General features: G+C 46.1%; 22 protein-coding genes. 18 read left to right on the forward strand and 4 right to left on the reverse strand.

From position 1 onward, the window contains the following. The first annotated feature begins 37 nt into the window (after positions 1-37). Both arfA and araA (BM058_RS00815) read left to right on the forward strand, forming a co-directional pair. The gene (gene arfA, locus BM058_RS00810) at positions 38-1,555 is read left to right on the forward strand and encodes an arabinosylfuranosidase ArfA (protein WP_281244656.1); all 1,518 of its coding nucleotides are present in this window, start codon (positions 38-40) and stop codon (positions 1,553-1,555) included. 27 nt (positions 1,556-1,582) lie between these two features. Next, a complete protein-coding gene (araA, locus tag BM058_RS00815; protein ID WP_090925134.1) occupies positions 1,583-3,082 on the forward strand; it encodes an L-arabinose isomerase in 1,500 nt (499 codons plus the stop codon). A gap of 42 nt (positions 3,083-3,124) precedes the next feature. Here araA (BM058_RS00815) and BM058_RS00820 read toward each other — a convergent pair whose 3' ends face one another. Next, complete coding sequence (locus BM058_RS00820; protein WP_090925135.1) at positions 3,125-4,498, reverse strand: sugar porter family MFS transporter; 1,374 nt, start codon at positions 4,496-4,498, stop codon at positions 3,125-3,127. 247 nt (positions 4,499-4,745) lie between these two features. On the opposite strand from BM058_RS00820, the gene araA (BM058_RS00825) reads away from it, so the two are divergent. Continuing rightward, the gene (gene araA, locus BM058_RS00825) at positions 4,746-6,239 is read left to right on the forward strand and encodes an L-arabinose isomerase (RefSeq protein ID WP_090925136.1); all 1,494 of its coding nucleotides are present in this window, start codon (positions 4,746-4,748) and stop codon (positions 6,237-6,239) included. A 1,033-nt stretch (positions 6,240-7,272) separates the two neighbouring features. Here araA (BM058_RS00825) and BM058_RS00835 read toward each other — a convergent pair. Next, positions 7,273-8,658 carry an alkaline phosphatase gene (locus BM058_RS00835; RefSeq protein ID WP_090925138.1) on the reverse strand — a complete coding sequence of 462 codons (1,386 nt, stop codon included), beginning with the start codon at positions 8,656-8,658 and terminating at the stop codon, positions 7,273-7,275. Between the two features lie 154 nt (positions 8,659-8,812). Then, the gene (locus BM058_RS00840; RefSeq protein WP_090925139.1) at positions 8,813-9,505 is read right to left on the reverse strand and encodes an L-ribulose-5-phosphate 4-epimerase; all 693 of its coding nucleotides are present in this window, start codon (positions 9,503-9,505) and stop codon (positions 8,813-8,815) included. A gap of 308 nt (positions 9,506-9,813) precedes the next feature. Here BM058_RS00840 and BM058_RS00845 point away from each other — a divergent pair, with 308 nt between their 5' ends. The 14 genes from BM058_RS00845 (at position 9,814) to dgoD (ending at position 23,953) form a co-directional block, all read left to right on the forward strand. Further along, complete coding sequence (locus tag BM058_RS00845) at positions 9,814-10,602, forward strand: DeoR/GlpR family DNA-binding transcription regulator (protein ID WP_245736755.1); 789 nt, start codon at positions 9,814-9,816, stop codon at positions 10,600-10,602. Between the two features lie 211 nt (positions 10,603-10,813). Further along, positions 10,814-11,491, forward strand: a complete 678-nt coding sequence (rpe, locus tag BM058_RS00850; protein WP_090925140.1) for a ribulose-phosphate 3-epimerase — start codon at positions 10,814-10,816, stop codon at positions 11,489-11,491. A 22-nt stretch (positions 11,492-11,513) separates the two neighbouring features. Beyond that, positions 11,514-12,482 carry a ribokinase gene (gene rbsK / locus BM058_RS00855; protein WP_090925141.1) on the forward strand — a complete coding sequence of 323 codons (969 nt, stop codon included), beginning with the start codon at positions 11,514-11,516 and terminating at the stop codon, positions 12,480-12,482. Then, complete coding sequence (locus BM058_RS00860; protein ID WP_090925142.1) at positions 12,479-14,035, forward strand: sugar ABC transporter ATP-binding protein; 1,557 nt, start codon at positions 12,479-12,481, stop codon at positions 14,033-14,035. The genes rbsK and BM058_RS00860 overlap by 4 nt, the downstream gene beginning before the upstream one ends. 2 nt (positions 14,036-14,037) lie before the next feature. Continuing rightward, complete coding sequence (locus BM058_RS00865; RefSeq protein WP_090925143.1) at positions 14,038-15,027, forward strand: ABC transporter permease; 990 nt, start codon at positions 14,038-14,040, stop codon at positions 15,025-15,027. Position 15,028: 1 nt separating this feature from the next. Next, positions 15,029-15,997, forward strand: coding sequence for an ABC transporter permease (locus tag BM058_RS00870; RefSeq protein WP_177195373.1), 969 nt, complete (start codon positions 15,029-15,031; stop codon positions 15,995-15,997). 77 nt (positions 15,998-16,074) lie between these two features. Further along, a complete protein-coding gene (locus BM058_RS00875) occupies positions 16,075-17,163 on the forward strand; it encodes an autoinducer 2 ABC transporter substrate-binding protein (protein ID WP_090925145.1) in 1,089 nt (362 codons plus the stop codon). Positions 17,164-17,242: 79 nt separating this feature from the next. Next, positions 17,243-18,205 carry a sugar phosphate isomerase/epimerase family protein gene (locus BM058_RS00880; protein WP_090925146.1) on the forward strand — a complete coding sequence of 321 codons (963 nt, stop codon included), beginning with the start codon at positions 17,243-17,245 and terminating at the stop codon, positions 18,203-18,205. Positions 18,206-18,347: 142 nt separating this feature from the next. After that, positions 18,348-20,018, forward strand: coding sequence for a ribulokinase (locus BM058_RS00885; protein ID WP_407690153.1), 1,671 nt, complete (start codon positions 18,348-18,350; stop codon positions 20,016-20,018). 94 nt (positions 20,019-20,112) lie between these two features. Beyond that, a complete protein-coding gene (gene melA / locus BM058_RS00890; protein ID WP_090925148.1) occupies positions 20,113-21,597 on the forward strand; it encodes an alpha-glucosidase/alpha-galactosidase in 1,485 nt (494 codons plus the stop codon). A gap of 121 nt (positions 21,598-21,718) precedes the next feature. Beyond that, complete coding sequence (locus BM058_RS00895) at positions 21,719-21,913, forward strand: DUF4083 family protein (RefSeq protein ID WP_090925149.1); 195 nt, start codon at positions 21,719-21,721, stop codon at positions 21,911-21,913. Between the two features lie 54 nt (positions 21,914-21,967). Then, complete coding sequence (locus BM058_RS00900) at positions 21,968-22,342, forward strand: FluC/FEX family fluoride channel (protein WP_090925150.1); 375 nt, start codon at positions 21,968-21,970, stop codon at positions 22,340-22,342. After that, positions 22,339-22,716, forward strand: a complete 378-nt coding sequence (crcB, locus tag BM058_RS00905) for a fluoride efflux transporter CrcB (protein ID WP_090925151.1) — start codon at positions 22,339-22,341, stop codon at positions 22,714-22,716. The genes BM058_RS00900 and crcB overlap by 4 nt, the downstream gene beginning before the upstream one ends. An 88-nt stretch (positions 22,717-22,804) precedes the next feature. Then, positions 22,805-23,953: a galactonate dehydratase gene (dgoD, locus tag BM058_RS00910; protein ID WP_090925278.1), complete on the forward strand. Its 1,149-nt coding sequence runs from the start codon at positions 22,805-22,807 to the stop codon at positions 23,951-23,953. Positions 23,954-24,047: 94 nt separating this feature from the next. Here the strand turns inward: dgoD and BM058_RS00915 are convergent, their stop codons facing one another. After that, complete coding sequence (locus tag BM058_RS00915) at positions 24,048-24,905, reverse strand: MurR/RpiR family transcriptional regulator (protein ID WP_090925152.1); 858 nt, start codon at positions 24,903-24,905, stop codon at positions 24,048-24,050. Positions 24,906-25,112: 207 nt separating this feature from the next. Here BM058_RS00915 and BM058_RS00920 point away from each other — a divergent pair, with 207 nt between their 5' ends. Next, positions 25,113-26,678, forward strand: coding sequence for a gluconokinase (locus BM058_RS00920; protein ID WP_090925153.1), 1,566 nt, complete (start codon positions 25,113-25,115; stop codon positions 26,676-26,678). Positions 26,679-26,693 lie beyond the last annotated feature (15 nt).

Here is a 26,693-nt window from a genome sequence, read left to right on the forward strand (position 1 = left end):
GCGGCTTTAAAAAATAATGGTAGAAAGAGGCGGTAACATGGCACAGCAGCTGACCAATGCAAAAATGGTCGTAGATAAGGATTTTAAAGTATCGGAAATTGACCCGAGAATTTATGGTTCATTCATTGAACATTTAGGGCGCGCAGTGTACGGCGGCATTTATGAACCGGGACATCCGGAAGCTGATGACAGCGGTTTCCGAAAGGATGTACTGGAATTGGTGAAAGAACTGCAGGTTCCCATCGTCCGCTATCCCGGCGGCAATATGGTGTCGGCTTATAACTGGGAAGACGGGGTGGGGCCGAAAGACAAACGTCCGAGCCGCCTCGAACTGGCCTGGCGCTCCATTGAAAACAACCAGGTCGGTACCAATGAGTTTATGGACTGGGCGAAGAAAGCAGGTACAGACGTAATGATGGCGGTGAATCTCGGAACACGCGGGATTGATGCGGCAAGAAATCTTCTCGAATATACAAACCATCCGGGAGGCACCTATTACAGCGACCTGCGCCGCAGTCACGGGTACGAGCAGCCTCACAAAATTAAAACATGGTGCCTTGGAAATGAAATGGACGGACCGTGGCAGCTCGGTGGTAAAACAGCGGAAGAATACGGACGAACCGCCTATGAAACAGCGAAAGCCATGAAACTCGTGGATCCGGATATTGAACTGGTCAGCTGCGGCAGCTCCAGCTCCAACATGCCTACATTCCCGCAGTGGGAAGCCACGACACTCGAACATACTTATGAATATGCGGATTACGTATCCCTGCATCAGTATTACACGAATTATGAAAACGACACGGCCAATTTTCTGGCAAAGTCCATGGAGATGGATCATTTTATTGGAACAGTGGTTTCTACATGTGATTACATCAAGGCAAAAAAACGGAGCAATAAGACGATTAATCTCAGCTTTGATGAATGGAATGTCTGGTTTCACTCCACGGCAGAGGATCAAAAGGTGGAACCATGGCAGACGGGGCCGCCGCTGCTGGAAGATGTGTATACGTTTGAAGATGCGGTGCTTGTCGGAAGTCTGCTGCACACCCTGCTTAAACACTCCGACCGGGTGAAGATGGCCTGCATGGCGCAGCTGGTGAATGTCATAGCTCCGATCATGACCGATAACGGAGGTCGGGTTTGGAAACAAACGATTTTCTACCCTTATTACTACACATCGCTCTACGGCCGCGGCACCGCCCTGAATCCGGTCATACATTCACCGAAATACGACAGTAAAGAGTTCACCGATGTGCCGTATCTTGATACGTCTGTTGTTTATAACGAAGAAAAAGAAGAGCTTGTTGTTTTTGCAACAAACCGTCACCTGGAAAACACGTTGAAAGTGGATTGTGATATTCGCTCGTTTGAAGGATTCGTAGTAACAGAACATGTGGTGCTCGAACATGACGATCCAAAAGCCGTGAACACAGTAGGAGAGGAACAGGTTAAACCACATCATAACGGAAAATCTTATATGGAAAACGGGCATCTTCAGGGCATCCTGCCGAAAATGTCATGGAATATGATCCGGCTTCATAAACAGAAATAAAAAACAATAGAGAAGAGGGATCGATCATTGATCAAATCAAAAACTTATGAAATATGGTTTGTCACAGGAAGCCAGCATTTATACGGCCCGGAGACGCTTGATGCAGTGAAGGCTGACTCGGAAGATATCGTCGAGGGCCTGAAAAAAGATGAAACCATTACGACACCAATACGTTTCAAACAGGTGGTCACTACCTCCGATGAAATTTTGACACTCATGCGGCAGGCTAACAGCGATGACAGCTGCGCCGGCATCATTACGTGGATGCATACGTTTTCCCCGGCAAAGATCTGGATTGCAGGTTTGAAAGCACTGCAAAAGCCGCTTTTGCACCTTCACACGCAGTATAATGCCGAGATTCCGTGGAATGAGATTGATATGGATTTCATGAATCTCCACCAGTCTGCCCACGGTGACCGTGAATTCGGCTTTATGACCGCACGTCTGGATATTCCGAGGAAAGTCATCGCCGGCCACTGGCAGCAGCCTCATGTAAAAAAGCGTATCGGGCGCTGGGCGAAAGCAGCGGTGACAGCATCTGAAGGCCGTAATATCAAGGTGGCGCGTTTTGGAGATAATATGCGAAACGTTGCCGTAACAGAGGGAGATAAAGTCGAAGCGGAAGCTGTGTTCGGCTGGATCGTGCAGGCTCACGGTATTGGAGATTTAGTCGATTATATGAATCACGTGAAAGAAGAACATGTGGAAGCTATCCTGACCGACTACAAAGAGCGGTACCATATTCCGGAGGATATCCTGAATAATCAGGAAAAGTGGGATGCGGTACGGGAACAAGCCCGCATTGAAGCCGGCATAGAAACGTTTCTTGATGACGGCGGCTACACGGCGTTTACGACGAACTTTGAAGATCTGCACGGCATGAAACAGCTTCCGGGACTTGCCGTACAGCGCCTGATGGAGAAAGGATACGGATTTGGAGGAGAAGGAGACTGGAAAACAGCTGCACTCGTCCGTGCCATGAAGGTAATGGCAGAAGGAAAGGAAACCACCTTTATGGAAGACTATACGTATCATTTGGAAGAAGGGAGAGAACGGATTTTAGGGTCTCATATGCTGGAAGTCTGCCCGACCATTCAGGAGTCGGGGAGCAAACCGGAAATTCAGGTTCACCCGCTCTCTATGGGGGACAGGGAAGATCCTTCCCGCCTCGTCTTTGACAGTCGTGCCGGGCACGCGGTCAATGCATGCATCATTGACCTTGGGGATCGGTTCCGCCTCGTTCTAAACGAGGTCGAAGCAGAAGAAATCAACGAAAATATGCCGCACTTACCGGTAGCCCGGGTGCTCTGGGAACCGAAGCCGAACCTGCAGGATGCAGCCGAATCCTGGATTCTTGCCGGAGGGGCCCATCACACCTGTCTATCCTACGAATTGACAAGTGAAGACCTGCAGGACTGGGCGGAAATAAACGGGATAGAATGCATCGTCATTGATGAGACGTCCAAACCAAGAGAGATTCAAAAGGAAATCCGTCAGAATGAATTCTACTGGAGCAGCAAAAAGTAACCAAAGAAAAAAGGAGGGTGCCCCGGCACCCTCCTTTTTTGATTAATAACTGATATAACGCTTTTCCGGCTTCCAGATCGTTTCGATTTCTTCGAGCGATTTGTTTTTCGTTTCTGGAACGATGGTCATGACGAAGATATAACAGATGGCACAGATGACGGCGAATATCCAGAATGTGAAGGCGCCGCCTACGTTGTTAATGAGCATTGGCGTGAACTGGCCGATACTGAAGTTCGCTCCCCATAAAAACATCGTAGCAATGCCGACTGCTTTGGCACGCAAGTAGTTTGGGAAGATTTCCGGAATCATAATCCACGGAATCGGTCCCATGGAAATACAGAAGGCCGCCGTGAATCCCATAATAGCAAGCAGTCCCCAAATTCCCTGAACATCAAAGTAGAAAACAAGACCAATTAAAACCATGAAGACAGCCATAAGACTGGAACCGACAGCCATCAACCGTTTTCTGCCTGCTTTATCAATCAAGAAAATAGCAACAACAGTGAAAATAACCTGAACGGTTCCAATTAAACTTGTAGCGAGAAATTCAGTATTATTTTCAAAACCCATCATGTTGAAAATCGTAGGGCCGTAGTATGTTACTGCATTCATACCTATCACTTGGTTAAATAGAGCCAAAAAGATGCCCAGAAGCATCGCCTTACGAAGCCCCGGCTTCAGCAGTTCTCTTATGGAGGTGCTGGTTTCCATGTCGATTGAAGCCTGGATGGAGTTCAGTTCCTTTTGGGCGGTGTCCTGGCCATTGATACGCTGTAATGTATCCAACGCTTCGCTGGTTCTGTCGTTTTTAACCAGAAACCGCGGGCTTTCCGGTATGAAAATAAGAATCAGAAAGAATAAAATACCTGGTATAACACCATAACCAAGCATCCATCTCCACCCTGTTTCCAGTCCCCACTGATAGCTTCCAGAGTTTGCTACAGCGAGGTTAATATAAAAGGTGGCGGAAATGCCGATGATGGTGAATAACTGATACATCGAACCCAGTCTTCCTCGAATATGAGGAGGGGCACATTCAGCGATGTATGTAACGGAGAGCGCAGAGGCAAACCCGATACCAAGACCGCCAAGGAATCTGGCAAGGATAAGAGAAAGAACGCTGCCGGCCAATGCAGACCACAAAGCAGAGATCGCGAAAATAATACCTGACACCATTAGAATCTTTTTCCTGCCTACTCGATCGCTTAAAAAGCCTGAAATGCCGACACCAATAACTCCACCTACCATAACACTGGAAATAACAATACCTTCCATAGCCGGTGATAAGCTGTACAAATCCCGAAGGAAAGTGATGGCTCCGGATATGACAGCGGTATCAAATCCATATAAAAAACCGGCCATTCCAGCTGCGCAGGCAATTAAAATAATATACCACACGGACTGATCGCTTTTCATATTGAAACACTCCTTATTTGTAAATGTAAGCGATAACTACAAGATATTACATGTACGTACTAGTGTCAATGAATAATAAGTATATCGTTCTTTTTGCATACAAGAACAAGGCGGAATGAATGTATTGTACTACTAATAAAACGTCATAAAATTTTATTGTGAAAGAGAAAAGAAACATTAACAAGTAACGGTATAGATGATATTATCTTATACGTACAAGTTATTAGGTGAGAGGAGACAAAGACGAATGATAAAAGCAAAACAGAATGAAATTTGGTTTATCACCGGAAGTCAGCACCTATACGGTCCGGAAACCCTTGAAGCAGTGAAAGCACACTCAGAAGATATCGTAGAGGGACTGCAGAAAGGGGAGGCAATCACAACGCCAATCCGCTTTAAGCAGGTGGTGACCACCTCTGATGAAATCCTGACACTCATCCGTCAGGCAAACAGCGATGACAGCTGCGCCGGCATTATTACATGGATGCATACATTTTCGCCGGCAAAAATCTGGATCGCAGGCTTAAAAGCACTGCAGAAGCCGCTTTTGCACCTTCACACGCAGTACAATGCCGAAATTCCGTGGAATGAAATTGATATGGATTTCATGAACCTCAACCAGGCCGCCCACGGTGACCGTGAGTTCGGCTTCATGACAGCGCGTCTGGATATCCCGCGGAAAGTTGTTGCCGGCCACTGGCAGCAGCCTCACGTGCAAAAGCGGATCGGGCGCTGGGCAAAAGCGGCGGTTACAGCTTCTGAAGGCCGCAATATCAAGGTGGCTCGTTTTGGGGACAATATGCGCAACGTTGCCGTAACAGAAGGTGACAAAGTAGAAGCTGAAGCTGTATTCGGCTGGATTGTGCAGGCTCATGGCATTGGCGATCTGGTGGAGTACGTAAACAAGGTGGCCGATGAGGAAATTGATCAAATTGTAAGGGAATATGAACAATCCTATACAATACCGGAAGAGACGAGAAATAATGAAGAGACATGGCAGGCTGTACGCGAACAGGCCCGTATTGAAGCCGGCATGGAAGCATTTCTTGAGGACGGCGGCTACACGGCGTTTACGACGAACTTTGAGGACCTGCACGGTATGAAACAGCTTCCGGGACTTGCCGTACAGCGCCTGATGGAGAAAGGATACGGCTTCGGCGCGGAAGGAGACTGGAAAACTGCAGCGCTCGTGCGTGCCATGAAAATGATGACAAACGGCAGCAATACAGCGTTTATGGAAGATTACACTTACCATCTACAGGACGGAAAAGAACGAATTCTGGGGTCGCATATGCTTGAAGTATGTCCGAGCATTAAAAAAGAAGACGAAAAACCGGAAATTCAGGTTCACCCATTACCGATGGGAGGAAAAGAAGACCCGGCACGGCTTGTATTTAACAGTAAAGCAGGCAGCGCGGTGAACGCATGTCTCATTGATCTGGGAGACCGTTTCCGCTTGATTCTGAATGAGGTGGAAGCAGTGGAAATAGAAGAAGACATGCCGCACCTCCCGGTAGCCGGAGTACTGTGGAGACCGGAGCCGAATCTGGAGGATGCAGCCGAATCGTGGATTCTCGCCGGAGGCGCGCACCACACTTGTCTTTCCTATGACCTCACCAGTGAAGACCTGCAGGACTGGGCAGAGATAAACGGTATTGAATGTATCATCATAGATGAAACATCCAAACCAAGAGAAATACAAAAAGAAATCCGCCAGAATGAAGCGTACTGGTCTAAATAGAAAAAGTCATATGGTCTCTTCCAAAGAGGCTGGGACAAAACTTCTATAAGATAGAAAAATACCGAACGATTTTTTAAAAATCGTTCGGTATTTTTCGTTGCTGAGACAAACCGCTGCGCCAATATGTTTCGCTTTTACTGTAGAGCGCAAGGGAGGCATCGATCGCCGGGCTCATCGTGCCTTCTTCGCCCCGGGTACGGCCTGCCTCCGCCGTTCCTCCGGGTCAGCTGCTTGTCGAAACCGACGCACCACGGCTGTTCCAGGGCCCGTTTGCCGGAATCGAAGCCACACCTGCACTGCTCCGCGATGGGATCACGGTGCCACTCGGTATAATTGTTTGTTTTGTACAGGTTGGGGGCGCGAACGTCGTTGGTAATGGGTTCTAAGGCACTTTAGGAGGTTCTGCGCTCCTGTAAACGTCGTTATACATGACTATTGAGACACTTTAGAGGGTTCGGTACCCTCGTAAACGTCATCAGGAAAGATTCCCAAGGCACTTTAGAAGGTTGCGGACTCCCTAAAACGTCGTTGGACAAGATGCCTGAGGTACATTAGAAGGTTTCGTCCCCTGCCGTAAACGTTGTCATGAGCGAATCGAGGCTGCGTTCAGCGGGAAACTGAACGGGGCGATGCAGCAACGAGAGCCTGCCGCTGTGTGAAAACGGCGGAGAATAGTCCTTAAGGCACTTTAGGGTATCATGCAGCGTCTCAAACGTCATCAGGCATGTCGTCGGAGACACTTTAGAGGGTCCGGTGCGCCCGTAAACGTCATCAGGAATGATCCCCAAGGCACTTTAGAAGGTTGCGGACTCCCTAAAACGTCGTTGGACAAGATGCCTGAGGTACATTAGAGGGTTTCGTGCGCCGGCCCTGACCGCACATCCTGCGGCTTGGGCTGTCCTGAGCAGTAGTCGAAGCATTTTGACTTCGCTGCTATGAGACTCCTGAACAGCGACTCAAGACTTTCATGTTTCGTTATCTTTTGTCCCGGTCTCTTTTTTCATAAAGATGGAATGTTGTTTGTGTTCAGTGATTATTGATTACTGCCCAGGCTGATATTCATCGTATCAGCCATGATTTTCGGCAGATCCGTGTTATCCAGAAGGCCGCTGAAGGAATCGGATTGAGGACCATAAGCATAGACGGGAATATCTACACCGGTGTGTCCGGAGCTTGTCCAGCCTACGAGAGCCTTGTCACTTACAATGGTATTGATGGCTGCGGCAGGATTATCCGCTTCCTGTACCGCTGTAATGTTTTCTTCTGTCCATTCAAAAGGGGTGTGATTTTCGACGACTTCCCGGACATTGGTGCGGTTCTCGTTTAATTGTGCTGCCATATAATCACCGGTTGCCTGCACCTCTTTCAGCTTATCGGCCTGTACATCATATTCTCCATTGGTTCCTACAGACATTCCGCCTGTTTCATGGTCACCGGCCACAACGACAAGGGTGTTTCCTTCTTCTTCGGCAAAGGTGATGGCGTCTTCCACAGCGTGTTCGAAAGCCTCGGTATCGCTCATGGCCCATCCGGCATCATTGGCATGACCGGCCCAGTCAATCTGACTACCTTCCACCATCAGGAAAAATCCATCCTGATCCCGGCTCAGTGTATCAATGGCACTGCTTGTCATGTCGGAAAGACTTGGTTCTTCTGTGCTACTACGCTGCAGTTCAGGGCTCAGTGCACCATCTGCGAACAAACCGAGCAGCTTTTCCCCTTCATTGACATTCACGCTGTCGGTTTCCATCAGCTCACCGTTTGTCTCCACGTGCTGGTAACCAGCATCCTGAGCCTGCTGCAATAAATGCTCTTCCGACTGCATGCCGCCTTCAGATTCCGGCAGGAAATATTCTTTTCCACCTCCCAGCATGACATCGACGTCGTTATCAAGCATCTGTTTTGCGATTTCGGCTTGGTTGTCACGGGATTCCACGTGAGAAGCAAAGACTGCTGGTGTAGCATGGGTGATTCTGGACGTTGCGACTAGTCCGGAGGATTTCCCTTCCTCTTCCACAGCTTCCAGAATAGTTTCCACTTCATTTCCCTGCGCATCGAGGCCGACCATTCCATTGTTTGTTTTATGTCCTGTTGCCATGGCAGTCCCGGCAGCAGCGGAGTCCGTTACCCTGGAGTCGCTGGATCTTGTTTTAAACATGCCCTTCAGATGTTCATCCCAGACTGCATCTTCTCCTTTATACCACCGATAGTTTGCTGCATAATCTGCATTAAAGCCATCCGGTATCATATAAATGATGTTCTCTACTTCATCCTGCTGAGAAGATTCATTCCAGCCGGGATTCCACATCCCGGGAAACCCGAACTGGTTCGCTTCTGTCTGAGCCTCCGTCACGTTTTCGCCGCCTCCGGCCAAAACCAGACCGGCTCCCAATGTAACAGCACCCATCTTTTTGAACATGAATTATCTCTCCTCCGTTTAGTAGATTCCATTTCATTGTACTAAAAGAATATAAAGAGAATTTTTAAAATTTTTAAAGAAATATTAAAGAGGTGTTGGTTTTTGTTAATAAAAAGACGGGCCCGCTCTTGAGAGCAGTCCCGTCTTTTTCCCTTTATTGACCGTAATAGGCATTTTTACCGTGCTTTCTTTCATAATGTTTATTCAGCACGTAATCGTCCAGCAGTTCCGGCTTCCCGTCCTCAGAAAGTTGACTCGATAAGAAGGTCATCTTCGACGTTTTCTCGAGGACAACAGCATTATGCAGAGCGTTTTCCGGGGAGTTTCCCCATGCAAACGGTGCATGGCCGTGAACGACAACGCCCGGTACTTCAAGAGGTTCGGTATGCTCAAAAGCTTCGATGATAACCGTGCCGGTATATTTCTCGTAATCTTGTTCTACCTCTTCTTTGGTAAGGCGGCGTGTGCATGGTATCTCCCCGTTGAAATAATCGGCCTGGGTGGTACCGGCGCACGGAATTCCTTTTCCTGCCTGAGCCCATGCTGTTCCCCAGTCGGAATGAGTATGGACAATTCCCTTCACACCGGGGAACGCTTTATACAACTCGATGTGAGTAGGAGTGTCGGAAGAAGGTTTGAGCTTTCCTTCCACGACTTGGCCATCCAGTGAAACGACGACCATGTCCTCCGGCTGTAATTTACTATACGGCACACCGGAGGGTTTAATAACGAGATTTTCAGACTCCGGGTCGAATCCGCTTACATTTCCCCATGTGAACGTTACAAGATCGTATGTTTCCAGACCTTGATTGGCTTCCAGCACTTCTTGTTTTAGATTTTCCAGCATGGTTTTCACCTCATTTAAAGTATAATTAATTGTACGTACATGTTATAAAAAATCATAATTTAAATTAGCTGCAAGGTCAACCTCTTGTGTTGTTGACTCATTTTGAATGTAAAAATGCGCATACATTATCCTTTTATGAAACCACGCAGAAAACAACACCCAAAGATTGGTATAAGTAGTGTGCATATAGTATACTAAAGAAGAAGAAAGCGCTTATAAAGAAAAAAGCTCCTATAATAAAAACAACATCATATTACTGTTTTAGTGTGGTTTTTATGTTGTTTTAAGTTGGATAGAGGTGTTGTTTTGTGGGAAAAACAAATGATAATTCTTTACAATTGAATGAACGCCAAAGAGAGATTGTCAAAATGATTGATAGAAACGGTGCTGCACGCGTTGCTGATTTAAGTTCCATGTTTCATGTCAGTGAAGAAACCATAAGAAGAGATTTTGAAAAACTGGAAAAAGATAAGCTGCTTCGTAAAATTCACGGCGGTGCTTTAAAAGTGGATCAAGGGGTTGAAACTCCGCAATTGCACAGACAATCGAAAAATGCAGAAGAAAAACAGGTCATAGCTAAAAAAGCAGCTTCATTTGTTGAAAACGGGGATATTATAGCAGTGGATGCAAGTACGACAGCTCTCATGGTTGTGCAGCATGTTAAAGATAAGAGTATCACCGTCATTACGAACTCTATTGGTGTGACCATGGAATTATCCACAGAGGACCACATAAGGGTCATATTGATAGGAGGTTACTTATCGAAAGCATCTATGTCTCTGGTTGGTAATTTCGCTGAAAGAGTAATTGAAGACTATCATGTTGATAAATTCTTTTTTTCCTGTCTCGGTGTTGATATTCAGCGGGGTGTCAGTGAAATGCATGAGGATCAGGCTCTTGTAAAAAAGCAGTTAATATCTATCTCTGAAAACCTATATTTATTGGCAGATTCAAGCAAGTTCGGAGAGAAGTCGCTATTTCGTCTTTGCGACGTTTCGATACTTGATTATCTAATAACGGATAACAAAGTATCCATGAATTCAATCAGGGATGTGAATAAAAGCGGTGTAAGCATTATTGTTGGAGATGAAAATTAGGCATATGTTTTTTCACGCTGTTGGCACAGCGTGTTTTTTTTATGATTGCTGCCAATACCGGAAATCATGCTAAAATAACAGAAATCTGTTTTGTTGGTTTTTACACAATAAATTTTGAAAACGCCAAAAAAAATGTTGCCTTTTTAAAATGTAAGTGCTAGTATTAATTAAAACAAAAAAATGAAAGCGCTTTATTTAAGGAGGAGGTATTTTGACTGAAATTGGACCTTCCTTGATGTGCAGTGACTTAGGGGCACTGCGGGAGGATATTAAGATCCTTCACGAAGGAAATGTGGATTTCTTTCATTTTGATATTATGGACGGACATTTTGTTCCGAATTACACGATGGGAACGGATATGATAAAAAGTGTCAGACACGATACCAATCTACCGTTTGACGCTCATTTGATGATTGAATATCCGGAACGCTATATTGACACCTTTGTAGAATGCGGGTGTGACATGATTTCTATTCATGAAGAAGCCACACCTCATTTACACCGGACACTGCAGCATATGAATAGTACGGGAGTGCGGACAGGGCTGGCTCTTAACCCCTCCACTTCCTTGAACAGCCTGGAATATGTGGGGGATATTGTGGATTATGTTGTGATTATGACGGTTAATCCGGGGTTTGCCGGACAGACATTTATTCCTTCTACTTTAAATAAAATTGAGAATCTTAAGCATTTTATAAATAGTAATAATCTTCAAATAAAAATCCAGGTGGATGGAAATATCAGCTACGACATTATTCCGGAAGTTATAAGAAAAGGAGCAGATATGCTGGTTTGCGGGACTTCCTGTTTATTCAAGCAGCCAAATGGGCTTAAACAATCAACCGCAGACTTAAGACATTTCACGGATCGTCTGAAAGTAGAGCAGTAATGTAGAGAGGGGCAGTCAGTAGATGACTATTACAGTAGTAGGGAGCATTAACAACGACATTGTGGCGGTCATCGATCAGTACCCAAAACGGGGCGACACGATTTTTGGAAAAGAAATTCAGTATTTTCCGGGTGGAAAAGGAGCAAACCAAGCTACAGCTGCAGCAAGGTTTGACAAGCATGTCCGTATGATAGGGGCAGTAGGCAGCGATTATTATGGGGAAAATCTCTTGAAGAGCCTGGGCTCTTCCAGTGTGGACACCCGGTTTGTAAAAACATCGGAAAAATATGCGACAGGAACAGCGATAGTCACGATTGACAGTACCTCGGAAAATACAATGTTCGTCATGAAAGGTGCCAACGAAGACCTGCTGCCGGAAGATGTAGAAACTTCATTTAGAGAAACGGATGATACCAATGTGCTGCTGGTGCAGATGGAGGTTCCCCAGGAAACGGTTATTCGGTCTATGCAGCTTGCCAAAGAAAGAAATATCTATACAATCCTGGACCCTGCTCCGGCTGAAGGCATTACAGTAAAAGCATTGGAATATGCCGATATCATTACACCAAACAGACAGGAAACCTACCACATGCTGGGGATTGATGTTGTAGATGTGGATACAGCAATTCAGGCGGGTAGAACATTTGAAAATATGGGTGTGAAAAATTCCATATTAAAGATGGCGGATCAGGGAGCAGTCGTTTATCAAAGCGGTGAATGGTGTCACATTCCTTCCATACCAGTGGATCCAGTGGACAGCGTTGGAGCCGGTGATGCGTTTGCCGGTACTCTCGCCTGCTGCATTGAAGAAGGAATAGATTTAGTGAGAGCAGCCAGATTTGCTTCTGTTGTAGGGGCTCTGAAAGTAACGAAGGCCGGAGCGCAGGTCGGTATACCAAGCAAAGAAGAGGTGAGAGATTTCTGCTCTCAACTTGGGGAAGAATATCTTTTGGATAAACAAGGAACATTCGAAGGGGGTTTTTCCGGATGAGTGATTACATTCTGGAAATGGAACATATAAGCAAAACCTTCCCGGGGGTCAAGGCACTCGATAACGTAGAGTTAAAAGTAAAAAGAGGTGAAGTTCATGCCTTAATTGGAGAGAATGGAGCTGGGAAATCGACGCTGATTAAAGTGCTGGCTGGTATTCACGATGCAGATGCAGGAGGGAAATATTTATTCGAAGGAGAAGAGGCTGACATTCATCAGCCCCTGGATGCAACGCTGAAAGGGATATCCATTATCTATCAGGATCTCAGCTTATTTCCCAATTTAAGTGTAGCCGAAAACATCTATATCGGAAGGGACAGCAATAAAAAACCGTGGAAGAAAATAAATTGGAAATCCATGAAGGATCTTGCAGAAAAGGCAATGAATGAACTGGATATGGATATAGACCTCAACAAAAAAGTAGAACTTTTGAGTATTGCACAGCAGCAAATGATAGAAATAGCCAGAGCTCTGGCATTTGACTCTAAATTAATAGTAATGGATGAGCCAACATCCTCTCTTTCATCAGGGGAGGTCGAAAAACTGTATAAGGTGATTGATACATTAAAAGAACGTGGAATTTCGGTTATTTTTATCAGTCACAAGTTGAAAGAACTTTTCCGGGTATCCGATAGACTGACTGTGCTCCGGGATGGACAGTATGTAGGCACTTACGGTGTGAATGAAATAAATGAGCAGGAACTTATCAAATTGATGGTGGGTCGTGAAGTAGTTTATGAAAGGAATACAGAAAAAGCAGATATCGGTGAAAAAATGTTTGAAGTTAATAATTTTTCAAAAGAAGGCAATTTCAAAGATATTAACTTCAGCCTGCATAAAGGGGAAATACTTGCGATAACCGGGTTGGTGGGTTCAGGCCGAACAGAGCTTGCTCAATCCATCTTTGGTGTTAATAAAGCTGACCAGGGAACGATCAGGCTCAATGGAGAAGATCTTACCATTTCTTCTGCTGAAGATGCAGTGAAAAATGGAATCGCTTACATTCCGGAAGCAAGACAAGTACAGGGACTCGTTCTTGGGCAGTCCGTTGTTAATAATATGACCCTTCCTGTGATAGACACGCTGCGTAACAAGTTTAAATTGATAGATCATAATATCGAGAAAAATCTTACGAATCAATATATTAAATCCCTGGATGTTCGGCCTTCTATGCCGGATATGCCGGCTGATAAACTTTCTGGAGGCAACCAGCAGAAGGTGGTTATCGGTAAATGGCTTTCGGCTCAGCCAAAGCTTCTCATCATCGATGAACCAACTAATGGTATCGACATAGGAGCTAAAACTGAAATTCACAAACTTCTCAGAAGAATGGTAAACGAAGGGATCGGTGTTATTATGATTTCTTCGGAGCTGCCTGAGGTGTTGTCTGTGAGCGATAGAATTTTAGTCATGAGCCGGGGAAGAATAGAGGGAGAAATGAACACCATCGATGCAGATCAGGAAAAAATAATGAATATCGCGTTGGATACAGAGGGTGAGAAGGACGTGGGTAACTCAGAAGTATCGGACGGCAAGTCTCACCAGGAGGTCTGACTATGAAATTTTTATTAAAACAAAAAGAATTCAGCGTTTTGGCGATAGTTGTTATTATCAGCATTATTTTATCGTTTGTCAGTCCAGTCTTTCTAACTGTGGAAAACTGGCTGGACATCATAGAAGGAAACGCTGTAATCGGCATACTCGCCATAGGAATGACGTTAATTATCATCACTAGTGATATTGATGTTTCCGTAGCAGCCTTAACTACCGCTGTAACTGTATCCATTGGCTATTTGTTTCAGTTTCTCCCGGACAGCTGGATTTCTGTGGTTTTGATATTTTTAATAGCACCGCTTATCGGAATTCTGCTGGGCTCTTTTAACGGACTGTTGGTTTCAAAAATCAAAATTCCTGCGATTGTGGTAACGCTTGGAACCCTGAATATCTTTTCCGGATTGGTTTTATATATAACCAACGGTAATTACATTAACAGCACTAATTTTCCGGATTCTTTCATGGCATTCTCAAACATTGAAATAGCTGGTATTCCGATATTGATATATTTGTTTGCTCTGGTTGCAGCAGGTACCTGGTTTATCCTCAAGTATACTTTAATTGGAAGATCGGTGCTGGCCATAGGCGGAAATGCACAATCGTCCGTGCGGGTGGGGATAAACTTTGAAAAAGTAAAAATGTTTGTATTTAGTTACATGGGCTTTCTTGCAGGCATAGCAGCTATCGCCCAAACTTCGTATACAAGCGCCATTGATCCCAACGGCCTTGCGGGACTGGAATTAACCGTTATCGCAGCTGTAGTTCTCGGCGGCGCCAATATTCATGGCGGAAGAGGTTCTATCCCCGGAACATTGCTGGGTGTCCTGTTGTTGGCGATTATGCAGAATGGAATGATTTTAGCCAGGATCGATACGTTTTGGCAAAATGTTGTAACCGGTGCCATTATTGTCATTGCTGTCTCCTATGATGAAATTAACCACCGCAGAAATCAGGAAAAGCTATCGAATATTGACGTCAAGGAGGCCTCTTAACATGAACATGAAACTTTCAAAAGAAAGCGTTTTAGGCCTTATAGCCCTTGGTATTTTTGTAGGAATGGGTTTATTCACACCAGGATTTTTTTCCTCCAGTAATTTAAATAACATGATGTTTCAACTGCCGGAATTCGGGTTGATTGCCCTGGGAATGATGGTTGTCATTGTAACCGGAGGAATTGATCTTTCCATTACCTATATCGCTGCCTTTTCAGGTGTAGGAGCAGCATTAATGATGACAAATGGCTTTGGAATATTACCAGCCATTGTCGTGGGTATCTTATTTGCTTTGGCCTGCGGTGCTTTTAACGGTACGGTTGTCTCAAAAATCGGAGTTCCGCCGATTCTTGTAACACTTGGAACCATGGTTTTATTTGAAGGAGTAATCCTTGCTATTACAAGCGGGAACGCGATTTCAGGATTTCCTGATGCTTATGGACTTATAGGAAATGGATATTACATGGGCATTATCCCTGTATCGCTTCTTATATTTATCTTCTTCATTATCTTAACCGCAGTATTGCTGAACAAATCAACTTGGGGCAGAAGAGTCTACATGTATGGCAGTAATGATATTGCTACTATGTTCTCTGGAGTGAAAAACAGTAAGGTTTTAATGAAAGTCTATTTATATGCCAGCCTGCTTGCTGCTGTGTCAGCCATCATTATGACATCCCGCTACAATTCGGTGAAAGTAGACCTTGGTTCTTCTTATCTTCTCCAGAGTGTAGCAGCAGCAGTGCTTGGGGGCACTGACATTCACGGTGGTTACGGGAAAGTAATGGGAACTATCTATGCTGTTTTAATCTTTCAGTTTATTCGAAACGGACTCAATCTGATGGATGTTCATTCTTCATTGGTGGATGTGGTGATTGGTGCCATTTTGATTATCGTTCTTACGCTGAATTTCTTTTCTGACAAGTTCAGCAGACGAAAAGCGGAAAGTTCTTCTGAAAAAACAGCTTGAATGTAAATCATTTCGTTTTATAAGCCCGGAAAACCGGGGTTTATAAATAAATCAAGAAGAAAAAGGGAGGATCAATCATGAAGAAGTTGTGGTTATCGCTGACTGTGGTGATTGTCGGACTTATTTTATTGACAGGTTGTGTATCGGAACAAAGCGCCGGCAGTGGAGATTCAGGTGAAGGAGGCGGCACTGGAAGCGAAGAAACCTCCGGAAATTCTGAAGAAGGGAACAGCGGAGAATCCGGATCAGACGGAGGCGGTGGTGTCGCTGTCGTTCCTAAACTTGTAGGCATTCCATACTTTAATGCTTCGGAAACAGGTGCAGAGCAGGCAGGAGAAGACCTGGGAGTGAACGTGGAATATACCGGCCCGACGGAAGCGGATGCTGCGGCACAGGTAAAAGTAATAGAAGATTTGATTTCTCAAGGTATGGATACTATTGCGGTAGCCCCAAATGATCCGGCCTCCGTGGAACCAGTCCTGAAAAAAGCGAAAGAAGAAGGAATCAACGTCATGGACTGGGATACCCCGGCGGACAAAGAATTAGTGGATTTATCGATCAAACAGGTAGATGATGAGGAATTTGGGCGTCACATGGCAGAAAAGCTGGTGGAAGCGATGGGGACAGAAGAGGGCAAAATTGCTATCCTGACAGGCGGTCTTTCTGCTGCGAACTTGAACCTATGGATTGATGCAGCCAAAAGCGAATTGGAAGAGAACTATCCTGATATTGAAATTGTTTCGGACAAAATTCCGACAGAAGAAAAGCAGCAGGTAGCTTATCAGAAAACCCTTGATCTGTTGAAATCTTATCCAGAATTGGACGGTGTCCTTGCGGTTTCTACGCCTGCGCCCTTAGGTGCAGCCCAGGCGGTGCAGGAAGAAGGCCTTCAGGATGAAGTATCCGTTGTCGGTTCCGCCCTTCCTACGGATTCTGAGCCATTTCTCGAAGACGGTTCCCTTGATACAGCCGTTCTGTGGAATCCTGAAAAACTAGGATATCTCACTGTAGCTTTAGGGAAAATGCTGGCCGAAGGTGAAATGCCGGAAGATGGACAGGAAATTGAAAATGTAGGAGAAATCACGGTGAAAGATGACGGAAAAACCGTTATTATGGGGCCTCCTCAGGACTACACCAAAGAAAACGCCTCGGATTTTGATTTTTAGTTGAAATGAATGAGTGAAAAGCGGTCAAATGCGATATGATTTGACCGCTTTTCAAACTAATTATATCAGGGAGGTTTGAATGCGGTTGAAACAAAACTATGAAAGAAAAGATGAAGAAATAAAACGGCAATTTTGCAATATGCTGCAAGAAAGCCCTGGAGAATTCAGTGAGCGTCTCAAGTTCTCGTGGAGCAATTGGGGATTTGGCTTTGAATCTTTGGAAGATTCTTTTCAACGGCTGCATAAAGCAGGTATTCAGTATATTGAAATTCATGGAAATCATTACGGAAAAGATTTGGGGTATAGTGTACAGGAAACTAAAAGGTTACTGCAACATTATGATTTGAATGTCTCCGGAGTATGCGGGATGTTTTCGGCAGAGAATGATTTATCGAGCAATGACCCAAGGAAAAGACAGGCAGCCATTGATTATATTAAGCGTGAAGTAGAATTTACAAAGGAAGTAGGTGGATCTTACTTATTGATTGTACCCGGGGCGGTGGGGAGGCCGCAGGCTTATGATGACATGGAACTGGAAAGAAGTGTAGATTCTATTCATCATGTCGCTCCCTTGTTTCAGCAAAACAATATTAAAGCAGCAGTGGAACCCGTCAGAGCAGCGGAAGTAAGTTTCGTTCATACTGTCAGTGATGCGGTGAACTACATTAAAAAAGTGGATCATGAAGGTATTCAACACATTAATGGAGATGCATATCATATGCAGTCAGAAGAAGAGCATATAGGGGAAGCGATTCTGAAGGCAGGAGACCACCTGATTAATCTTCATATGGCAGACAGTAACCGGGGAGCTTTAGGAGATGGGCATATGGATATTGATACAATTATTATGGCTCTTTATCTTATCCGTTTCCACCAAAAAGAGGCGTTTGTCACTCCGGAGCCGTTGGGGCCGGGAGGAGACCCTTATCCAGCTATGCACGCAAAGCCGGATCAAGCCAAACTGAATCATCTTGTTCAGCAGAGCGTATCGTATTTTCGGGAAAGAGAAGAACATGTAATAACAGGAAAATCACTAGCGTAACAGCAGTTGTTTGTACAAGGTTGAAGGTTTTTTTATTTAAGGGGATTTAGAGAGGTTTGTATTGTTATCAATTGCTATTTTATTTATAATATAAAGAAGTTGTACGTACATGGTTAAACCTGTAGACAGGAGGGGACAGAGGTTGAGTGATTATACGATAGGGATTGATTTTGGAACATTGTCCGGCCGTGCTGTCGTTATTGATACGCAGAACGGGAAAGAACTTGCAGCAGTTGCAGCGGATTATCCGCACGGTGTTCTGGATAATGAACTGCCGCAGCAGATTAAGCTGGGGGAGGACTGGGCGCTGCAGCATCCCGGGGACTATATTCACGTGCTGAAAACGGCTGTACCTGAAGCGGTACAACAGTCCGGCGTGTCAAAAGAAGACGTGATAGGCATTGCGATTGATTTTACTGCTTGTACGATGATTCCTGTAAGCGCTGACAACGAACCGTTATGTCTGGAGGAAAAATGGCAGGATACGCCGCACAGCTGGGTGAAACTTTGGAAACATCACGCGGCCCAGTCTCATGCGAACCGTCTGAATGAAGTGCTCGAGCAGAAACGCCCTGATATTCTGTCCCGCTATGGAGGTAGATTATCGTCAGAATGGATGATTGCTAAAATCATGCAGATTGTCGAAGAAGCACCGGAAGTGTACGCAGAAGCGGATCAATTTCTGGAAGCTGCCGACTGGGTTACTTCCCAAATGACCGGAGTGATCCGGAAGAACAGCTGCACTGCCGGGTATAAGGCCATTTGGCATAAGCGGGAGGGCTATTTAGACAAAGAAACGTTGAAAGCGCTGTCTCCGAAAATGGAAGACTTATATGAAACGAAACTACGCGGGCAAATCTATCCGCAAGGGGAGAAAGCCGGTGAGCTGACCCCGGATATGGCTGATGTGATGGGGCTTTGTGAAGGTACAGCAGTGGCAGTCGGTAACGTGGATGCCCACGTGAGCGTGCCTGCTATGGGAGTGACAGACGAAAAGAAATTGGTTATGTCGATGGGAACGTCCATCTGTCATATGCTGCTTGGAAAAGAAGAACGCACGGTGGAAGGAATATGCGGCGTCGTAGAAGACGGTGTGATCCCGGGGTATTTCGGATATGAAGCAGGACAGTCCGCTGTTGGAGATATTTTTTCCTGGTTTGTCAATCAGTTTGTACCAAAAGCTTATGAAGAAGAAGCTCGGGAAAGAGCCATGTCCATTCACGGACTGCTGGAAGAAAAGGCGGATAAACTCGAACCTGGGGAGACAGGTCTAGTCGCACTGGATTGGATGAACGGCAACCGGTCTGTCCTGGTGGATACGGACTTAACAGGGATGATCCTGGGGATGACACTTGACACAAAACCTGAAGACGTTTACCGGGCGTTGATTGAAGCGACAGCATTTGGCACTTATAAAATCGTAAAAAGCTTCACGGAGCAGGGTGTGCCGATTGATGCCCTGTATGCCAACGGCGGTCTTTCCTATAAAAATAAAATGTTGATACAGATGTACAGCGATGTCACCAACAAACCGATTTATATCGCAGAAAGCGAAGAGCTTCCTGCGGTCGGTTCCGCCATGTTTGCAGCAGTGGCCGCCGGTTCAAAGAAGGGCGGCTATGATTCCATTCAGGAAGCCGCCTTTCAGATGGCACGTCTGAAACCGGAACCAGTTCTTCCGGATAAAAAACGGCATGAAAAATACCTGGATCTTTATGAAGAATATGAACGTCTGCACGATTATTTCGGCCGCGGGGAAAACGATGTGATGAAACGCCTGAAACAGATGAAAAAAGAGAAAGTCCCAAACTAACAACATAAGGGGGGAAGGGCAGCAAAAACTCTTCCCTCTCTTTTTATGAAAGAAAAACGGAGACATTCAAAATGTAAAAAGAGGAGGTCCGGCCATGTCATGCAAAGTGGCATTTATTGGAGCGGGGAGTATAGGTTTCACGAGATCCCTGCTGCGGGACATATTGTCGGTTCGACACTTTAATGATATTGATATTTCATTCACAGACATTGATTCCGGTCATCTGGAAAAAGTCACAAAGCTTTGTCAAAGAGATATTGATAACAATGGATTAACAATTTCCATTCAATCAACGACAAACCGGAGAGAAGCACTGAAAGACGCAGCGTACGTTATTGTCATGGTGAGAGTAGGAGGTCTCGAAGCTTTTCAAACCGATATTGATATTCCGTTGAAATACGGCGTGGACCAGTGTGTAGGAGACACGTTGAGTGCCGGCGGTATTATGTACGGACAGCGCGGAATTCCCGCTATGCTCGATTTCTGCCGGGATATCCGGGAAGTCGCAGCGCCGGATTGTCTTATGCTGAATTATGCCAATCCGATGGCAATGTTAACGTGGGCGGCCAACCATTACGGGGGTGTTCGGACGATAGGTTTATGTCACGGGGTGCAGCACGGTCATCAACAGATTGCCGACGTTCTGCATGCCGCCAAAGAAGAGATCGACATTATCTGTGCCGGCATCAATCATCAAACGTGGTATATTCAGGTGAAACATAACGGAAAAGACAGGACAGGAGATCTTCTCGAAGCATTTGAGAATCATCCGGAGTATAAAAACACGGAAAAAGTCAGGATTGATATGCTCCGCAGATTCGGGTATTTCAGCACAGAATCCAACGGCCACTTGAGTGAGTATGTGCCGTGGTATCGAAAAAGGCCGGCAGAAATAAAAGAGTGGATTGACGACAGCAGCTGGATTCACGGTGAAACCGGAGGCTACCTGCGGGTATGCATAGAAGGGAGAAATTGGTTTGAAACAGATTATCCAAACTGGCTGAATGAACCTGCTTTTCAGTATGAAGAACAGGAACGCAGCGAGGAACACGCGTCGTATATTTTGGAAGCACTGGAAACAGGACAGGTGTACCGAGGGCATTTTAACGTTGTTAATAACGGGGTTATTGCAAACCTGCCGGATGATGCTGTCATCGAAGCGCCGGGCTGGGTCGACCGGCACGGAGTGAACATGCCCCTTGTCGGAAACCTTCCTTTAGGATGCGCAGCTGTGTGCAATCAAAGCATTTCCGTGCAGCGCCTGGCCGTAGAAGCAGCTGTTCACGGAGATGATATGCTGCTCAAACAGGCCATGATGATGGATCCTTTGACAGGAGCTGTATGCAGCCCTCCTGAAATATGGCAGATGACAGAGGAGATGCTGGCGGCGCAGGAAGCCTGGCTCCCTCAATACGAAGAAGCAGTAAAAAACGCAAGGAAAAGTCTCCAATCCAGTGAGATGCTTCCCACCAATGAATGTAATCGTGGAGCGGCCCGCGCAAACGTGAAGACAGTGGAAGAAATGAAACACCAGCCGGGAGCAGCAGCCAAAAATGCCTCAAAGGCCGATAAATCATAATACTGATTATCCCCATATACTCCTATAAGGGAATATGGGGAATTTCTTTTGAATAGAGAATACCTTCCTAGGTATCAAATATGTTACAGTGATATAAAAACATAGAAAGAAGGATGAGAGAATGCCGGAAGCCGTGTACTGGGGAGATATTATTTTTTCCCTGATGATGATACTGGTTGTGATTGCGGTTCTTGTAATTGTGACAGGGGCTGTCATAAAGCTTTTTTCCAAGAAACAGAAGGAGACCGGGGAAATGAATCAAAAACTCGACCGCATTATGGCACATCTTGAAAAAGATGATGATTTTCGAAAATAGCCTTAGCGGAGTATGATAGGTGTACCAATATTCTATGGAACGATGGTGACCTAAATGAAATCTATTATGGCGGTAGGAGCCGGAGGAGCGGCAGGAACCTGGCTTCGGTATCTCGTGAGCCATCAGCTGCCGTTCGATTTTCCTGTAGGAACGATGATTGAAAATGTATCCGGAAGTCTGCTGCTTGGACTTTTATCCGGGTGGTTTGCTGTGAAAGCGCCGAAAGACTGGGTGAAAGCAGGACTTGGTGTCGGGCTGTGCGGCGGATACACCACGTTTTCCACGTTTTCGGCAGATGCGGTAGAACTTTTGCACAAGCAGATGATACTTCCAGCAGCAGGATATACAGCCGGCACCCTGTTTTTTGGCATAGCGGCCGCTGCGGTTGGCTTTACGGCAGGTCAGAAAGCAGGAGGCGGGCGTTTATGACAGTAATTGGTTTAACGATAGGGGGCGGTCTAGGCGCCATTTTCCGTTATCTTGCCGGCATGTTTTTCGCGCGTTTTCAAAAAGGTGTGCCGTTTCCTGTCAGTATGCTGCTTGTCAATGTGATTGGATCCTTCAGTCTGGGTCTTCTCACCGCCTTTCGCTTTGAACCATTTGGGGAAGCAGCCGCACAGGATTCATGGTTTCTATTTGCCGGGATTGGATTTTTCGGTGCGTTTACGACGTTTTCCACCTTCAGTGTAGAAGCCTTTCAGCTTCTGGAACAACGGAATTACCGCGCTTTTTGCTTATACACAGGGTTATCAACAGCTGGAGCATTCCTCTGCTTTGCTCTTGGATGGCAGCTGGGCGGCTGATCCGGGAAGCGGGCATTGCGTCTTTTACCAACCATTGTCTATGATGGGGAGAGTATCAGCACATGTTTAGATGGAAAGGGTGAAGGTGTTGAAAATAACCGGATATGAATTGTTTCAGGTGCCGCCGAGATGGCTGTTTTTGAAGATCGAGACGGATGAAGGAATCGTTGGATGGGGGGAGCCCGTGATTGAAGGACGGGCCCATACCGTGAAGGCTGCCGTGGAAGAATTAATGGAGTACATAGATGGAAAGAATCCTCTCCGTATTGAGGATCACTGGAATATGCTGTACCGCTCCGGGTTTTACCGCGGCGGCCCGATTCTGATGAGCGCGTTGGCCGGCATTGATCAGGCACTTTGGGATATCAAAGGAAAATATTATCATGCTCCGATTTATGATCTGCTGGGAGGCGCCGCCCGGGATACGATACGTGTTTATTCCTGGATCGGCGGCGACAGGCCGGCCGATGTCGGCGAAGCTGCGAAACAGGCAGCCGAAACCGGATTTACGGCGGTTAAAATGAACGGTACCGAAGAGCTGCAGTATATCGATTCGTATGAAAAAATCGATGCTGTCGCTGAACGCGTGGCAGCTGTCCGGGAAGCGGTCGGAAAAGGGGTCGGCATCGGTATTGATTTCCACGGCAGAGTACACAAACCGATGGCCAAAGTACTGGCCAAAGAGCTGGAGCCTTACCGTCCGATGTTTCTTGAGGAGCCGGTTGTACCGGAGAACAACGAAGCGCTGAAGAGTATCGCAGGTCACACCCATATTCCGATAGCAACGGGCGAGCGGATGTTTTCACGGTGGGATTTCAAGCCGCTGCTCGAAAGCGGCTGTGTTGATGTAATTCAGCCTGATATCTCCCACGCCGGCGGTATCACCGAAACGAAGAAAATCGCGTCGATGGCTGAAGCTTACGATGTAGCTGTGGCACCGCACTGCCCGCTCGGTCCGATTGCGCTGGCCGCGTGCCTGCATGTTGACGCAACAGCTCACAACGCCTTTATCCAGGAACAGAGTCTCGGTATTCATTACAACAAAGAAAATGACCTGCTCGACTACATCAAAGACCACCGCGTGTTTGATTACGAAAACGGTCACGTGAATATTCCGCAGGGACCGGGACTGGGTATCGAAGTCAATGAGGACTATGTAAGAGAACGTGCAGCTCAGGGGCACAACTGGAAAAACCCTGTCTGGCGCCACCCCGACGGCAGTATCGCGGAATGGTAAGTAAAAGAGGAAGAAACAAACGAATACAGCTGAAAAATCCGAACGAGCTTGATTCATTCAAGCCCGTTCGGATTTTTTGTATGGTATCGGGATGTTATACCCTGCGTTTTGATATCGCTTTTCTCATTTTATTTACAGCCTGCTGGGTTTTGTCTTTTGTTTTCACACTGTAATTGACATACAACGCATCAAGCAGGGAGAGTTCGGCAATTCTGGATGACAGAGCTTCCGAACGGTAGTCTGTTTCTTCTGATGTCGTGTAAAGGCAGACGTCCACCTGCTTGCTTAACGGGGACTTAGCGAGATTTGTGATCCCGATGGTTACGGCACCATTTTCTTTGGCGGTTTCCACCACTTCGAGAAGGTCGTTATTGGCACCGGTGTGGGAAATGAAAAAGACAACATCTTTTTCAGTAAGCTGCGAGGCAGCCATGAGCTGCATATGGGTATCGGTGTAGGCAAAACAGGGAATCCCCGTGCGGATGAACTTATGCAGGCCGTCCTGCGCTGTTATTCCAGATCCGCCGTTTCCGTAGAAATGGAGCTGGTCTGCGTTCAGTATATGATCCAGCACCTGCTTAAAACCGGTGCTTTCCTGTATTTCTTTCGTAAACTGAACCGCGTTCATATTCGCTTGGAATACTTTTGTCATAATGTCCATTTCGGAGTCGGTTTCATTAATTTCTTCATGAATATCCTGGATTGGATGAACCAGTTCGGATGCAAGCGCAATTTTAAGTGCCTGATAGCCTTTGAAGCCGAGCCTTTTGCAGAAACGAAAAACGGTAGCATCCGCGACCATCAAATCGTCGGCAATCTGGTTGATGGTGGAATGAACGATGGATTCAGGATGCTTGAGAATGTAATCAGCAATCAGTTGTTCTTTTTCACTTAACTGGCGGTAGGAAGAACGAATGCGGTGCAGAACCTGGGTGGTGTTGTCGTCATTCATAAGGCCGGGCTCCTTTTCGTCTATAGTCTTATGTACAGTTTAAATGAAAATTTTTTTCGTTAAAAGCACGGTGGTGAAAATTTTTTCGAAAAAAACCTATTGAACTAAAAAAAATTTCTTGTATAATTCGATTGTAAGAAAAAATATTTACTTAGTCTTCATCAGAACCCGCAGCAGTCTGGCAGGTTAGAAATGAGAGGGATAAATATGAGCAGACAGGTAGTTATCGGCCTTGATATTGGCACGACAAGCACGAAATGCCTGGCCTATGACGTGAATGGAGAAATACACGCGGAGCAGGAAGCAGAGTATACGCTGTATTCACCGGATCCTTCACGAAAAGAACAGGATCCTGATGAAATTTTGAAAGCGGTTAAGAAAACGTTGTCACACGTGGTTTGTGAGGTTCAGAAAAAAGGAGCAGTGGTGGCAGGTGCAGGATTCAGTGCGGCGATGCACAGTCTTCTTGCTCTGGACGACAGTGGAAACATACTGACGAATGCGGTGACCTGGGCGGATCAGCGTTCGGTGAAAGAAGCGGAGGAATTGAAGGAAGACGGCGGACACGAGCTTTATCTCCGGACTGGAACGCCGGTACACCCGATGTCTCCGCTGACGAAATTGATGTGGTTTCAACGTAACCAGCCCGACATTTTTGAAAGGGCTGCGAAGTGGATATCGATTAAGGAATATGTCATTTATCAATTATTCGGTCGTTTCCTGGTGGATCACTCTATTGCTTCAGCAACCGGGTTGTTTGAACTTAAAACAAAACAGTGGGATGACAAAGCGTTAAGAACGGCAGGCATCACGGTAGATCAACTGTCAGAACTGGTACCCGCAACGTATAGGATGAAAGGACTGACACGTGAGGCTGCGGAGGAACTTGATATCGATCCCGATACGCCGTTTGTAATAGGAGCAAGTGACGGAGTGCTTGCCAACATCGGGGCCGGAGCGGTTTCGCCGGGGCAGGCTGCCTGTTCCATCGGGACGAGTGGAGCGGTTCGGACGGTCGTTGATAAACCCACACTCGACCCTAAAGGAAGAATCTTCTGCTATGAACTGACAGAAGACAAATGGGTGATCGGCGGGCCGATCAATAACGGCGGGATTGCCCTGCAGTGGATCAAGGAACAGCTCTACCCGGATCTTGATGGAGCACCGGCATCTAAAGAGGAAAGCACGTTTGATGAAATGACGAAACGGGCTTCAGCCATTCAGCCCGGTGCAGATGGTCTTGTCTTTCTTCCTTATCTCATGGGAGAAAGGGCGCCGTTTTGGGATTCGGATACGAAGGGGGTATTTTTTGGTCTGACGCTGAATCACGGCCGTGATCATATGGTGCGGAGTGTACTCGAGGGTGTCATGTACCAGATGTATTCTGTGGTTATCGCATTGACGGAATCGGGAGTACAGCCCACGGAATACCGCTGCGGTGGAGGTTTTGCGCGTTCTGAACTGTGGCGGCAGATGATGGCTGATATTTTTGAGGAGGACATTGTATTTCCTGAGAGTCATCAAGGCTCCTGCTTTGGGGCAGCCTGGCTCGCGATGTATGCCCTGGAAATGGTCCCTGATTTATCAAGTGTCCGTGATCTTATCAAAACAACCCTCAAACATCAGCCGGTGGAGGAAAATGTGACGGCATACCGTGACATCAAACCAATTTTTCTGAGACTGGCCAGAGGGCTGCACGACGAATTTAAAGCGATCTCCGACGTGCAGCGCAGACACGCGTCCGGTAAAAGAACATTATCATCATCTGATTAAAAAAAGAAAGGAGTG

Origin of the sequence: Salibacterium qingdaonense, from assembly GCF_900114715.1 — a bacterium.
GTDB classification, from domain to species: Bacteria; Bacillota; Bacilli; order Bacillales; family Marinococcaceae; genus Salibacterium; species Salibacterium qingdaonense.